Origin of the sequence: Sphingobacterium zeae (assembly GCF_030818895.1) — a bacterium.
Taxonomy (GTDB): domain Bacteria; phylum Bacteroidota; class Bacteroidia; order Sphingobacteriales; family Sphingobacteriaceae; genus Sphingobacterium; species Sphingobacterium zeae.
The window spans coordinates 4,905,363-4,917,505 of sequence record NZ_JAUTBA010000001.1 but is presented as its reverse complement, the minus strand read 5'-3'; the positions used below and the strand labels follow the sequence as shown (position 1 = coordinate 4,917,505).

Here is a 12,143-nt window from a genome sequence, read left to right as displayed (position 1 = left end):
TTAAATTTGTAATCATTATGGATGACCCCGCGCAATTATCGGAATACGGCAAAATCCTTATCATTCTTCTGATAGGGGCGCTGTTAGTTTGTGCGACCATTTTCCTCGCACGTCTAATCGCTCCGAAAAAGAATAATCCAATAAAATCCGGTACGTACGAATGTGGAGAGGAACCAATTGGTTCTTCCTGGGTTCAGTTTAATCCGCGCTTTTATGTGATTGCCCTCGTTTTTTTACTTTTTGATGTGGAGCTTATCTTTATTTTTCCGTGGGCTACTATATTTGGACAATCGGAATATATTGCAGCAGATGAAAGATGGGGATGGTTTACCATGATCGAAATGGCCATGTTTATTGGTGTTTTAATTCTAGGATTGGTGTTTGTGTGGAAGAGGGGGGATTTGGAATGGGTTAAGCCGAAAGTATCGTTACCGAAAGTTCCTGTATATATTCCAGATAGCGCCTATGCGAACTTAAATAATAAAACATATCAGCTTCGCGATCATATAGTGGTAGCAGATGAAACAGTAGTTGGAGAAGTCGTAATGGCAAACGAAGTCGTCTCTGTTCCTAAACCAGCTTTTAAACCGCGATTTAAAAAACCTGAATAAGCATGAGTCTAGATAGTCAATTGCAAAATGATGGTGTTATTGTTGCCAAATTAGATGATTTACTCAACTGGGCAAGGCTGTCGTCCATGTGGCCGATGAGTTTCGGTATTGCCTGTTGTGCCATAGAAATGATGGGAGCAATGGCATCTACCTACGATTTGGATCGGATGGGCGTCTTTCCGAGACCTTCTCCTCGGCAATCCGATGTGATTATTATCGCCGGAACCGTTACCTATAAGATGGCAGACCGCATTAAGAAATTATATGAGCAAATGCCTGATCCAAAATATGTTATTTCAATGGGATCATGTTCAAATTGTGGTGGCCCCTATTGGCAACATGGTTATCATGTCGTCAAAGGAGTGGATAAAATTATTCCTGTAGATGTATATGTTCAAGGGTGCCCACCTCGGCCCGAGGCGCTGATCGGAGCTTTTATTGAATTGCAAAAAAAAATAGATAAAGAAAGCTTAATTGGAGAACAGCTGTTCAAAGAGAAAGCTTAAAAAGATAAAATTTATAAGATTTAAATCAATTATGGCAAAAGATTTTTATGGCGAACTGCAATTAGGTATTCTTGGCGGTGGACAACTGGGAAGAATGTTAATCCAGGAAGCCATTAATTACAATGTAAACGTTCATGTATTGGATCCCGATAAGAATGCTCCTTGTCGCAAGTTGTGCAATAGATTTGAATGTGGATCATTGGGCGATTTTGAAACGGTCTATAATTTCGGTAAGGATTTGGACATGATTACGATCGAGATTGAGAAGGTAAACGTAGATGCGCTGGAAAAGCTGGAAGGTGAAGGAGTGATCGTTTATCCGCAGTCGCGTATCATTCGTCTGATTCAGGATAAAGGTTTACAAAAGCAATTTTTTAAACAAAATGATATTCCCACATCTACATTTCAATTGATATCCAATAAGGATAATATGATGAACGCTCCGCTGAACCTCCCTTATATCCAAAAATTACGTCGGGACGGATATGATGGAAAAGGGGTAAAGAAGATTGTCACACAGCAGGATATTCAAGATGCTTTTGAAGAGCCAAGTTTAATTGAAGAATGGGTAGATTTTGAAAAGGAAATTGCTGTTATTGTTGCCCGGAATGATAAAGGAGAAGTTTCTACCTTTCCAATGGTGGAAATGGAATTTAATCCACAAGCAAATTTAGTTGAATTCTTGATCGCTCCTTCTTTGTATGGTGTGGAAATACAACAGCGAGCCGAGATGATTGCAAAAAAGATCGCAGAAGATCTACAAATTGTCGGAATATTGGCTGTAGAGATGTTCCTAACAAAAAATGGCGATATCTTAGTTAACGAATTGGCTCCGCGTCCACACAATAGTGGCCATCAGACCATCGAGGGTAATTATGTGTCGCAATTTGCACAACATCTAAGAGCTATATTTAATCTACCACTCGGGGATACGCGCTGCAGGACGAATACGGTCATGATTAATCTATTGGGTGAAGCGGGCTATGAAGGGCTGGCTAAATATGAAGGTGTTGAGGAGGTACTTGCTATGGAAGGTGTATATATCCATCTCTATGGCAAGAAATATACAAAGCCTTTCCGTAAAATGGGACATGTCTGTATTATCAATGACGATCGGGAGAAAGCAATCTCCAATGCGAGAAAAGTACAAGAAATATTAAAAGTTAAAGCTTAAAAGATACTATGTCAGTAAATAATAAGGCCCAAGTTGGTATCATCATGGGGAGTAAATCTGATCTTCCGGTCATGCAGGATGCTATCGATGTTCTAAAAGTCCTCGGTGTAGAGTTTGAAGTAACGATTGTGTCAGCGCACCGTACACCTCAGCGGATGTTTGATTACGCTAAAAATGCCGCAATTCGTGGTTTGAAAGTTATTATTGCTGGTGCGGGCGGAGCCGCGCACTTACCAGGAATGGTGGCCTCTATTACACACTTGCCGGTCATAGGTGTCCCTGTCAAATCTTCCAATTCAATTGATGGATGGGACTCTGTGCTTTCTATCCTTCAAATGCCCAATGGCATTCCTGTAGCGACAGTCGCTTTGAATGCAGCGAAGAATGCGGGTATATTGGCCGCTCAGATTCTAGGTACAAGTAATGAAGTAATCGGCAATAATATTATTGACTATAAAGAAGAGTTAGCGAGAAAAGTAATTGAGACAGCTGTGCAAGTAGAGGATACAGAATTCTAAGTTGAAATCTTACTAAATAAAACAAGGGAGCAATGCTCCCTTGTTTTATTTAGTAAGATTTGCTTGAACATAGTCATAGCTTATTTTAAGGCTCTCCATCTTATTTGGCATATCAATATTATCCTGTTCAACAAAGGCATATTTAAGTCCCGATTTGTTTTTTTCTTTGACAATTTCAGGGAAATTGATGCTGCCTGTCCCTACTTCAGTATACTTAATATCATTGAAAATTTGCTCGATAGGCAAATTCCCATCTTTAGGCCACTCAATAGGGTTGGATTTTGTTTTGTCCATATCTTTGACATGCCACAGTTTAAAACGATTTGGAAACTTTTCGAAGAGCGCTATCGGATTTTTACCAGCTTTCTCTGCCCAGAAAAGGTCTAGCTCAAAATCAACCAGGTCTGGCTCCGTAAATGCCAGCATTACCTCTTCTCCGGTTGTATTATTTCCAAGGTCCCTGAATTCCCAGAAGTGGTTGTGATAAGCAATTTTTAAACCTAATTTTTTAGCCTGCTCGCCAGCTTTATTCAACTGCTCCGCAGCATAGAGATAATCATCTTTTTTCAATGCGTTAAGATCGAACATTGGTGTTACGGGAGCAATTACATATTCTTGACCAAGTTCTTTTGCCGCATCGAAATAAACAGCGATGTCCTCTTTGTCTGTATGGACTTTACTCAGGTATTTGGCCATGTCGTAATGACCTGAATGTGTTTTTAGACCATTGTCATCTAATATTTTCTTCAGCTCTTTGTAGGGCAATTTCCAAAACTGCTTGGCCGCCGCGTCGATACCATAGAGCTCAACGTGTTTGTACCCAATTTTGGCAATTTGTTCTAGCGATCCTTTTGGATCTTTATCCATCAAATCACGAATGGAATAAAGCTGTACGCCTATATTCTGTAATGGATTGTCGCTGATTGCCCCGGCTTTATTTTGACAGGATATAAAGTTGGGCACCAGATAAGCTGCCGAAATACCTATTCCAGCTTGCTTCAAAAATTGACGGCGAGAATTGTTCATCATATAATTGATTACTTGTTAGTGTACAATGTACAATTATTTGTTTAAAAATCAATGGTGCAACAGGGAATATTTTGAAAGATGTGTTGAGTTTAGAATTCTAACTATTTGTAAACAATAGTTTATAAGAGGATAAGGAATGGTCTTTGGTGAGTTAGTGGAGGCAATACTGTCGGATGACCTTACAAAAAAAGGTCTGAATACTTTCAGACCTTTTTTCCATTGAAGTAGAAAGACTTAAACAGTCATGATATCTTTTTCTTTTAGCTCAGCCAATTTATCAACTTTTACAATAAATGCGTCAGTTAACTTTTGGACTTCACCCTCGGCAGTTTTAATTTCATCTTCTGAAGCACCATCATTTTTTAATTTCTTGATGGACTCATTTACATCCTTACGGATGTTACGAATACCGATACGGCCTCTTTCAGTTTCTTCTTTTACCTTTTTAACTAGATCACGTCTCCTTTCTTCTGTTAAAGGGGGAACATTCAGACGAATAACGATACCATCGTTCTGCGGGTTGATGCCTAGGTTAGCGTCTGTGATAGATTTTTCAATTGCGTTGATAAGCGATTTCTCCCAAGGCTGAATGACAATAGTCCGTGCATCAGTTGTATTGATGTTTGCCACTTGTGAAAGTGGAGTGGCGCTACCATAATAGTCTACTGAAATACCATCTAACATAGATGGGGAAGCTTTACCGGCACGAATTTTAGTTAATTCGGATTCGGTGTGAGCAACTGCTTTGGACATCTTGTCTTTACAATCGTCCAATTCAATTGAAATTAGTTCGTTCATATAAGATTACGTTTTTAACAGATTTAATTATTTAACCACAGTTCCAACATGCTCACCATTAGCAAGTTTTAATAAATTGCCTGGTTTATTCATATCAAATACGATGATCGGTAATTTGTTTTCTTGACAAAGGGTAAAGGCAGTCATGTCCATGACATTTAATCCTTTCTCATAAACCTCTGTGAATGATATTTCCTCAAATTTTGTTGCACTAGGATCTTTTTCCGGATCAGCAGTGTAAATACCATCAACACGTGTTCCTTTCAATACAGCATCTGCATTGATTTCGATCGCACGTAAAGATGCAGCGGTATCTGTTGTGAAATACGGATTTCCAGTACCAGCTCCGAAAATAACAATACGGCCTTTTTCCAAGTGGCGAACGGCTCTTCTACGAATAAAAGGTTCACATATTTGCTCCATTTTGATCGCAGTAAGCAAACGTGTCTTTTTCCCAACTTTCTCAAGCGCATCCTGCAGTGCCATGCTGTTGATGACTGTGGCAAGCATGCCCATATAGTCTGCTTGAACACGGTCCATTCCTGATTTTTCAGCGCTTAAACCACGGTAAATATTACCGCCACCGATAACAATTGCAATTTCTAAACCTTGATCGTGAATTTCTTTGATATCATTAGCGTATTGCGATACACGGTTAATATCGATACCATAGCTTTGGTCACCCATTAAGGATTCACCGCTAAGTTTTAATAAGATACGTTTGTATTTCATAATTGTTTTTTTGGAAATTTTCCAAAGGTCAAAGATAAAATATTTTTTTTATCCCCTAAGACTTAAAGTGATATTTATTGTGGTTTTATGGTTTGATTAATGACTTTTTGGTAATATTGCTCATAAAGAGGCATAATATTAGACAATTGGAATTCTTTGGCGTGATTTAATGCTGCTTCTTTAAATTTCTGTAGACGCTCACCATCTTCCAGAATATAGATTGCATTTTTTGCCATGTCATCCACATCGCCCACCGCACTGAGAAATCCTGTGACACCATTTTTATTCAGTTCAGGTAAACCACCCGTATTAGAAGAAATCACCGGAACTTGGCAGGCCATGGCCTCTAGTGCTGCAAGTCCAAAGCTTTCCGAGCTTGAAGGCATTAGGAAAAGATCCGATACGGATAGTATTTCTTCCACCGCATCTTGTTTACCCAAGAAACGTATGTCTTGGCATACATTAAGTTCTCTCGAAAGCTCTTCGGCATTTCGACGCTCGGGACCATCTCCAACCATTAAAAGCTTCGAAGGGATTACATCATGTACTTTCTTAAAAATACGAATGACATCCTCCGTATTTTTAACCTTTCTGAAGTTGGACGTATGAACCAATATCCGTTCATTGCCCGGAGCAATCGCTTTTTTGAAATGTGAACGGTCTTTATTGCTGAACCTGTCCAAATCAATAAAGTTTGGGATCACCTTGATGTCGCGGGTGATGTCAAAGTATCCCAGCGTCTGATCTTTAAGATTCTGTGATACTGCAGTTACGCCATCTGATTGATTGATGGAGAATGTAACAACGGGACTAAAACTTTTGTCCTTACCCACTAGCGTAATATCTGTGCCATGTAAGGTTGTTACTACTGGAATAGTAATGCCATAGGTAGTAAGCAAGATCTGTTTTGCCATAAATGCCGCCGATGCATGTGGGATTGCATAGTGGACGTGGATCAAATCCAACTTTTCGAAACGAACAACATCTACCAGTTTGCTGGCTAATGCAGATTCATAGGGTAGAAAGTCAAAAAGCGGATATTGCGAAACAGCTACCTCATGGTAGTATAGGTTTTCAGAGAAGAAATCCAGTCGTGCAGGTTGTCGATAGGTAATAAAATGGATCTCATGTCCATTAGCGGCCAAAGCCTTTCCGAGTTCGGTTGCAACTACACCACTTCCACCAAAGGTGGGATAACAAACAATTCCTATTTTCATCTGCGTAATTATGTCTGAGCGTATATTTAACGGCATCACTAGTATGCACTGTTCAATTTTATTTTAAAGGGTTCCGTGAACCTCATGTTAGTATTCCGACTATTTTCTTCTAAATAAATGCGATGTTTATCGCAATATAGTACATTTATTCATCAGACCAACAAGAAGCTATTTCATCTGAAGATTGTCTTCTACAATCATTTTATGGCAACACGAAAACTTAAAGAGGATTACTCCTAAATTTTGTGCTGCAAATTTCGACTATTTATGCGTAAAATAACAAAAACCAATTGCCATAGTTTTGTGAATTTTTTGATTGGTTAAAAAGCGCTATCTTTAAATAGACATTTAATCGGTATATGGATAACTTTATAAGTGATATTTCAGGACAGCAATTTCCTTCTGAACAACGTATTTTGGGGGCTTCAATTCGACAGCCAATTTTTAAGCTGATAAAAAAGGAGTATCCAAGCTTTGGCAAAGATAAATTTATTGCTTCGACAGAGTTGACACGGTTCAAAGAAGCTTATATATCCGAGTTTTTGAAGGATGAGTCTGGGCAGTTAAGTCAACTGGATCAACAGGTAATTAATAGCTTTAAGGAAAATAAGGTCATTAGTGCGAGTTTGGATGGGGATACAAATGAACCGGTCAGCTTAGGGGATAAAGTTGCAGATAAAGTGGCTGAATTTGGTGGAAGCTGGGTCTTTATTATTTCCTTTATCTTTTTTTTAATCGTTTGGATCATAGCCAATATCTACTGGTTAAATAATAAAGGATTTGATCCCTATCCTTTTATTTTACTTAACCTGATTCTGTCCTGTGTGGCAGCGTTGCAGGCTCCCGTTATTATGATGAGTCAAAATAGGCAGGAAGATAAGGATCGCGAACGTGCTAGAAATGATTATATGGTTAACCTAAAAGCTGAGCTCGAAATTAGGGAATTGCATGAGAAAATCGATCATCTCATTATCCGTAAAGAGCAGGAACTTGCCGAAGTACAACGCGATCAAGTGGAAAAATTGGGGTTTTTGCTAAAAAAGATGGAAAAGATAGAAGAAGCATTTAAAGAAAAATGAATTTAGAAGGAGTAATAGGCGAACTAACATTTAAGTTTTCCAGGTCAGGCGGAGCAGGCGGACAACACGTAAACAAGGTGTCATCCAAAGTATTGCTCCAGTGGAATGTCGAGGTTTCCACAGCTGTTTCTGTTGAAGAAAAGGCGATGATTTATACAGTTTTGGCAAATCGCATAAATAAATATGGAATATTTCAACTGGAATGTGATATCGATCGATCACAGGTCCGGAATAAAGAAATTGCAGTCGATCGCTTCAGGCGCATTTTGGAGTCCGCGCTTGTACCAATAAAGGCCAGAAAGAAAACAAAAATACCTTATTCAAGTATTTTAAAAAGGTTAGACAGAAAAAAGCAACAAGCTCAACTGAAAGCTTCACGCAAGAAGAACTTCGAGGAATAAATTCAAAAAATTAGAATCTTTAATAAAAAGTATTGTTTATCAGTGTTTTAATGTAAAACTAAAAATATAGTTGTAAAACTAAATATTTAGTTTTAACTTAGATGACGTGTTATTATAACAGTATTTTTTATGCTATAAAAGTTATGGAAGATTTTAAAGAATTAACGAAAGCTGAAGAGCAAATTATGAAAGAGCTCTGGGACATGGGGCGTGGCTTTGTCAAAGAGATTGTTGATCGATTGCCAGAACCGAAACCTGCCTACAATACAGTGTCGACCATCGTTCGTATTCTCGAAACGAAGGGTTTTGTGACGCATGAATCTTTTGGAAAAAGCCATCAATATTTACCTAAGATTTCAAAAGAGGAATATAAGAAAGGTATTACAGGAAAATTACTAACCAATTATTTTGATAATTCCCCCAAAAGTATGCTTTCTTATTTTTTGGAAGAGAATAGATTAGACGTTCAGGAACTTGATGAAATCCTGTCTATAATTGAACGTAATAAATAACAACCAAAACCTTTATAAACTTTTTGATTATGATTTATTTATTGATTGTCAATATTTCATTGATTATCAGTTTTGTACTCTATAAACTGATTTTTAGAAGGCTGACTTTTTTTCAATGGAATCGAATTTATTTGATTGGAATGGCCCTGTTTTCCTTATTGGCTCCTATAGGAATCTTTATCGAATTGCCAAATATAGAGATGGTCGAATATCAGATTCCGCATGTAGATTTGATTACCTATATGGATATCGCCATTGGTGGTCCGCAAGAGCAACCTATTTATTTGATATACATCTTGACTTGCGTGTATTGGATTGGTGTTGCCTTTAGCGCGGGCTTTTTTATTTGGAGAGGAATAATGTTGGTAAAGACGTTAGCTCAGAAGCATGACTATTTAAGTTTTTCATTTTTCGATAAGGTCTTCATTGGCGAAGCGATTAAGAATAGAAGCACTATCGAATCTCATGAGCGTGTTCATGTGGATCAGCGGCATTCGTATGATTTGCTTTTAATAGAACTATTGAAAATCTTCAACTGGTTTAATCCTATCTTATATTTCTTTCAAAAGGAGTTAAAGTTCCAGCACGAATGTATCGCAGATGAAATCTGTTCGACAGATAGAGTAGCATATGCAGAAATGTTGGTTGCTCATGCATTACAGGTAGATCAGCTACCGCTGACACATGAGTTTTCAAATCATTCATTTTTAAAGAAGAGAATTATGATGTTATTTAAGAATAAATCCGCGGGTAAATATAAGCTGCTATATGTATCTATCTTACCGATCATCCTGGTTGTACTTACTTCAACCATGATATTTAATACGAGCAGGGCAAAAGGAATGGTTTTAGCTGTTGAGTCAGGTGTTAAGCAGGTGGCTGCATTCGATCATCAGACCTACCCGCCTAAACAAACAAAGCGTAGCCACCTACAGTTCAATGAACAATTGGATACTATTTCTTTTGATCGGGTCGAAGTGAAGCCAGCTCCAGAAGGGGGAATGCAGTCATTTATGATTTGGATAGGCAATAATTTTCAGTTTCCAAAACAGGCTGTGGAACATAATGTCAGTGGTATGATTGAAGTCAATTTTATTGTTGAAATAGATGGTAGTTTATCCCATATTAATGTTAAAAAGGATCTTGGTTATGGCACCAAAGAAGCAACGTTGAAACTCATGGAAAGTGCAAAACGATGGAAACCGGCGTTCGTCGGTGGTAGACCAGTACGAGTTGCCTATACATTGCCCATTCGTCTTAATCTAGCAAAATAAAACATCAAGTATTACATGATGCACACCATAATCATCCGAGTCTTCTATATCATTATCGCCTTTGCGACGCTCTCTTCATGTAAATCTTATCAGGTCGTTCCTAATGGTTTTGCTGTTGAGGGAGACGAATATTTTGTTAATCTCAATAAAGAGCTCACCGTATTTATAGGAGATGATATTATGGAGAGCAAAAATTGGCAAGGCAATAGTAGTCCAATCAATGCCGATAAAGTTGCGCGTAGGTTTCGCAAGGTATTACGCCACTTGCGGTATTCGGACACTGCTTACAGCGTGCTATTTTCTGGACATTTGGAAGGGAAATATAGCTATGATATGCTTGCCATAGTGAACAATTCACCAAATGTAAAAGGAAACAAAAACCATCTGCTGAATCTAAGTTATTTTCAACGCGAACAGCATAAAGAAGGGCGATATTTTTATAACATCACACCGTTTAAGAGGCAGAAGTTGCTTCATTTTGTAATCCCTGTTAACGGCCGACTTTGGCAGGAAAAAATGGTTTCTTTGATTTTTCTCGTTCCCGAGGATTTTACCGACATCGCATGGGCTAAGGACATTGTCATGTCGAATGTGGCCATGTACCGCGATCGTTATAAGTTTACACCGAGCCGTACCGAAATTTTATGCCCAGATGACGGCATTAGCCGTTCCCATTTGGATTATAAAATTCCCGAAGAGAAGGTAAATAAGACAGGCTTCATGTTAATGAAGGCCTATGGTGTGGTTGAGGGAAAAAGAAAATTGGTTGTTTATCGCGTCATGAAGCCCAATGATTTTTATGGATCCTTTGTCACCTGTAAAGGAGATTATGAAATTCTGTATACAACTTTGCAGGATAAAATTGTTTGGCAGACCAAAGTAAACACAGAGCGAGATGTCGAATTTTAAAGAATAAATTAAAATCCTTGGATCAGTATTCCAAGGATTTTAATTTATTCTTTAAATGCAAGATTTCATTTTGAAGCTGTTCCACTTTGTCCAATAAATGGCTGGCCACCTGAATTCCGGCAGGATTCACTTCAAGCTCGTAGTAGAGATTTGAAAAACGTTCCAGTTTCTGAAGATCGTCTTCATCGATATATTGTTCTTCCTGTTGAATGACGATGTGTATGAGACCATATTCAACCATCGTTTCCAAAAAAGTTGTTTCAACCTTTCTGGACTGGCAGAAGTCTATGACTCTTATGAGTGTCGTTTCCATAATATTATTTCTTTAGATCCTTCAATTGTTGAAACAATGTTTTTTCTTCGGCAGTCAGATTGCTCGGCATTTGTATATTTAATGTAACATATAGATCTCCAAATTCGCCATCTTTTCGATACACAGGAAATCCTTTTCCTTTAAGACGCATTTTTGCACCATTTTGACTTTCAGCTTTTATTTTTAATTTCACTTTTCCACCGAATGTATCTAGCATAGCCTCGCCGCCTAATATAGCAGTGTAGAGATCGATGTCAAGTGTTGTATACAAGTCGCTTCCCTGACGTTTAAAACGACCATCGGGCGCGATGTTGATCGTTATGTAAAGATCTCCCTTTGGACCGCCGTTTATACCCTCGCCTCCATAGCCTTTAAGTTTGATTTTTTGGCCATCCTCGACTCCCGCATGAATTGTGATACGGATATTTTTTCCGTTGATATTAAATGTTTGTGCATGGGTGGTGTAGGCCTCTTGTAAAGATAAGCTGAGTTCGGCATTAAAATCCTGTCCACGAAATGTGCTTTGCCGTCCGCCGCCACTTCTGCTCCCGAACATCTGTTCAAAGAAATCAGAAAATTGGCCGTCGTCAAAGTTTCCGGTATACTCTTGAGAGCCCCTGTTTCCACCAAATGGATTGGCACTCCCTCCAAACGGATTGCCTGCGGACGACTGGGATTGGCGGTATTGCTGTTGCGCTTTTTCATATTCTTCCCCGTGTTGCCAGTGCTCACCATATTGGTCATACTTTTTACGCTTTTCAGGGTCAGATAACACCTCATTCGCATCATTAATCTCCTGAAATCTTTGTTTGGCCTCATTGTCGTTAGGGTTGACATCAGGATGGTATTTACGGGCTAGTTTTCGATATGCTTTTTTGATCTCATCAGCTGAGGCTGTCTTATCAGTGCCGAGCACTTTATAGTAATCTACAAAAGCCATAAATTATACTTGTTTTTTATATTAAAGTTAACAATAATTACCGATAAAATGTTTATTCTGAAGATCATTTTAAGGTATAAAAAAAAGCAGGTAAACCTTCGTTCACCTGCTTTTTTATACAGGAAAATAA

General features: G+C 38.4%; 15 protein-coding genes. 9 read left to right on the top strand and 6 right to left on the bottom strand.

Annotated elements, in window-relative coordinates; translation table 11 throughout:
• Positions 1-17 precede the first annotated feature (17 nt).
• From QE382_RS20610 to purE, 4 genes are read left to right on the top strand one after another with little or no spacing between them, the layout of a single operon-like run.
• Complete coding sequence (locus tag QE382_RS20610) at positions 18-611, top strand: NADH-quinone oxidoreductase subunit A (protein WP_307187563.1); 594 nt, start codon at positions 18-20, stop codon at positions 609-611.
• 2 nt (positions 612-613) lie between these two features.
• The gene (locus QE382_RS20605; protein WP_370877883.1) at positions 614-1,117 is read left to right on the top strand and encodes an NADH-quinone oxidoreductase subunit B; all 504 of its coding nucleotides are present in this window, start codon (positions 614-616) and stop codon (positions 1,115-1,117) included.
• Positions 1,118-1,148: 31 nt separating this feature from the next.
• Positions 1,149-2,291 carry a 5-(carboxyamino)imidazole ribonucleotide synthase gene (locus QE382_RS20600; RefSeq protein ID WP_307187562.1) on the top strand — a complete coding sequence of 381 codons (1,143 nt, stop codon included), beginning with the start codon at positions 1,149-1,151 and terminating at the stop codon, positions 2,289-2,291.
• Positions 2,292-2,299: 8 nt separating this feature from the next.
• Positions 2,300-2,809, top strand: a complete 510-nt coding sequence (gene purE / locus QE382_RS20595; protein WP_209578563.1) for a 5-(carboxyamino)imidazole ribonucleotide mutase — start codon at positions 2,300-2,302, stop codon at positions 2,807-2,809.
• Positions 2,810-2,854: 45 nt separating this feature from the next.
• On the opposite strand, the gene QE382_RS20590 is transcribed toward purE, so the two are convergent.
• The 4 genes from QE382_RS20590 to bshA all read right to left on the bottom strand — a co-directional run bounded on the left by QE382_RS20590 (position 2,855) and on the right by bshA (position 6,585).
• Complete coding sequence (locus tag QE382_RS20590) at positions 2,855-3,838, bottom strand: sugar phosphate isomerase/epimerase family protein (RefSeq protein WP_307187561.1); 984 nt, start codon at positions 3,836-3,838, stop codon at positions 2,855-2,857.
• Positions 3,839-4,072: 234 nt separating this feature from the next.
• On the bottom strand, positions 4,073-4,636 hold the full coding sequence (gene frr / locus QE382_RS20585) for a ribosome recycling factor (RefSeq protein ID WP_209581773.1): 564 nt from the start codon (positions 4,634-4,636) through the stop codon (positions 4,073-4,075).
• A gap of 27 nt (positions 4,637-4,663) precedes the next feature.
• Positions 4,664-5,368: a UMP kinase gene (gene pyrH / locus QE382_RS20580; RefSeq protein ID WP_075991132.1), complete on the bottom strand. Its 705-nt coding sequence runs from the start codon at positions 5,366-5,368 to the stop codon at positions 4,664-4,666.
• A gap of 74 nt (positions 5,369-5,442) precedes the next feature.
• Positions 5,443-6,585 carry an N-acetyl-alpha-D-glucosaminyl L-malate synthase BshA gene (bshA, locus tag QE382_RS20575; protein WP_293956464.1) on the bottom strand — a complete coding sequence of 381 codons (1,143 nt, stop codon included), beginning with the start codon at positions 6,583-6,585 and terminating at the stop codon, positions 5,443-5,445.
• A 359-nt stretch (positions 6,586-6,944) separates the two neighbouring features.
• On the opposite strand from bshA, the gene QE382_RS20570 reads away from it, so the two are divergent.
• From QE382_RS20570 to QE382_RS20550, 5 genes are all read left to right on the top strand, one after another.
• Positions 6,945-7,664: a DUF1003 domain-containing protein gene (locus QE382_RS20570; RefSeq protein ID WP_307187560.1), complete on the top strand. Its 720-nt coding sequence runs from the start codon at positions 6,945-6,947 to the stop codon at positions 7,662-7,664.
• Positions 7,661-8,065: an alternative ribosome rescue aminoacyl-tRNA hydrolase ArfB gene (gene arfB / locus QE382_RS20565; RefSeq protein WP_307187559.1), complete on the top strand. Its 405-nt coding sequence runs from the start codon at positions 7,661-7,663 to the stop codon at positions 8,063-8,065. The genes QE382_RS20570 and arfB overlap by 4 nt, the downstream gene beginning before the upstream one ends.
• 143 nt (positions 8,066-8,208) lie before the next feature.
• On the top strand, positions 8,209-8,577 hold the full coding sequence (locus QE382_RS20560; protein ID WP_307187558.1) for a BlaI/MecI/CopY family transcriptional regulator: 369 nt from the start codon (positions 8,209-8,211) through the stop codon (positions 8,575-8,577).
• A 29-nt stretch (positions 8,578-8,606) separates the two neighbouring features.
• A complete protein-coding gene (locus tag QE382_RS20555; protein WP_307187557.1) occupies positions 8,607-9,851 on the top strand; it encodes an energy transducer TonB in 1,245 nt (414 codons plus the stop codon).
• Positions 9,852-9,866: 15 nt separating this feature from the next.
• Positions 9,867-10,760, top strand: a complete 894-nt coding sequence (locus QE382_RS20550) for a hypothetical protein (protein ID WP_307187556.1) — start codon at positions 9,867-9,869, stop codon at positions 10,758-10,760.
• Positions 10,761-10,782: 22 nt separating this feature from the next.
• Here the strand turns inward: QE382_RS20550 and QE382_RS20545 are convergent, their stop codons facing one another.
• Together QE382_RS20545 and QE382_RS20540 are read right to left on the bottom strand one after the other, a co-directional pair.
• On the bottom strand, positions 10,783-11,073 hold the full coding sequence (locus tag QE382_RS20545) for a chaperone modulator CbpM (protein ID WP_307187555.1): 291 nt from the start codon (positions 11,071-11,073) through the stop codon (positions 10,783-10,785).
• Between the two features lie 4 nt (positions 11,074-11,077).
• Positions 11,078-12,013, bottom strand: coding sequence for a DnaJ C-terminal domain-containing protein (locus tag QE382_RS20540; protein ID WP_307187554.1), 936 nt, complete (start codon positions 12,011-12,013; stop codon positions 11,078-11,080).
• Between the last annotated feature and the right edge of the window lie 130 nt (positions 12,014-12,143).

Excerpts from the sequence above, each read along its gene's own strand:
- pyrH (WP_075991132.1), bottom strand. The coding sequence starts at position 5,368 with ATGAAATACAAACGTATCTTATTAAAACTTAGCGGTGAATCCTTAATG.
- QE382_RS20570 (WP_307187560.1), top strand. The coding sequence starts at position 6,945 with ATGGATAACTTTATAAGTGATATTTCAGGACAGCAATTTCCTTCTGAA.
- purE (WP_209578563.1), top strand. The coding sequence starts at position 2,300 with ATGTCAGTAAATAATAAGGCCCAAGTTGGTATCATCATGGGGAGTAAA.
- QE382_RS20600 (WP_307187562.1), top strand. The coding sequence starts at position 1,149 with ATGGCAAAAGATTTTTATGGCGAACTGCAATTAGGTATTCTTGGCGGT.
- QE382_RS20605 (WP_370877883.1), top strand. The coding sequence starts at position 614 with ATGAGTCTAGATAGTCAATTGCAAAATGATGGTGTTATTGTTGCCAAA.
- QE382_RS20540 (WP_307187554.1), bottom strand. The coding sequence starts at position 12,013 with ATGGCTTTTGTAGATTACTATAAAGTGCTCGGCACTGATAAGACAGCC.
- frr (WP_209581773.1), bottom strand. The coding sequence starts at position 4,636 with ATGAACGAACTAATTTCAATTGAATTGGACGATTGTAAAGACAAGATG.
- QE382_RS20555 (WP_307187557.1), top strand. The coding sequence starts at position 8,607 with ATGATTTATTTATTGATTGTCAATATTTCATTGATTATCAGTTTTGTA.
- arfB (WP_307187559.1), top strand. The coding sequence starts at position 7,661 with ATGAATTTAGAAGGAGTAATAGGCGAACTAACATTTAAGTTTTCCAGG.
- QE382_RS20590 (WP_307187561.1), bottom strand. The coding sequence starts at position 3,838 with ATGATGAACAATTCTCGCCGTCAATTTTTGAAGCAAGCTGGAATAGGT.
- QE382_RS20610 (WP_307187563.1), top strand. The coding sequence starts at position 18 with ATGGATGACCCCGCGCAATTATCGGAATACGGCAAAATCCTTATCATT.
- bshA (WP_293956464.1), bottom strand. The coding sequence starts at position 6,585 with ATGAAAATAGGAATTGTTTGTTATCCCACCTTTGGTGGAAGTGGTGTA.
- QE382_RS20560 (WP_307187558.1), top strand. The coding sequence starts at position 8,209 with ATGGAAGATTTTAAAGAATTAACGAAAGCTGAAGAGCAAATTATGAAA.
- QE382_RS20545 (WP_307187555.1), bottom strand. The coding sequence starts at position 11,073 with ATGGAAACGACACTCATAAGAGTCATAGACTTCTGCCAGTCCAGAAAG.
- QE382_RS20550 (WP_307187556.1), top strand. The coding sequence starts at position 9,867 with ATGATGCACACCATAATCATCCGAGTCTTCTATATCATTATCGCCTTT.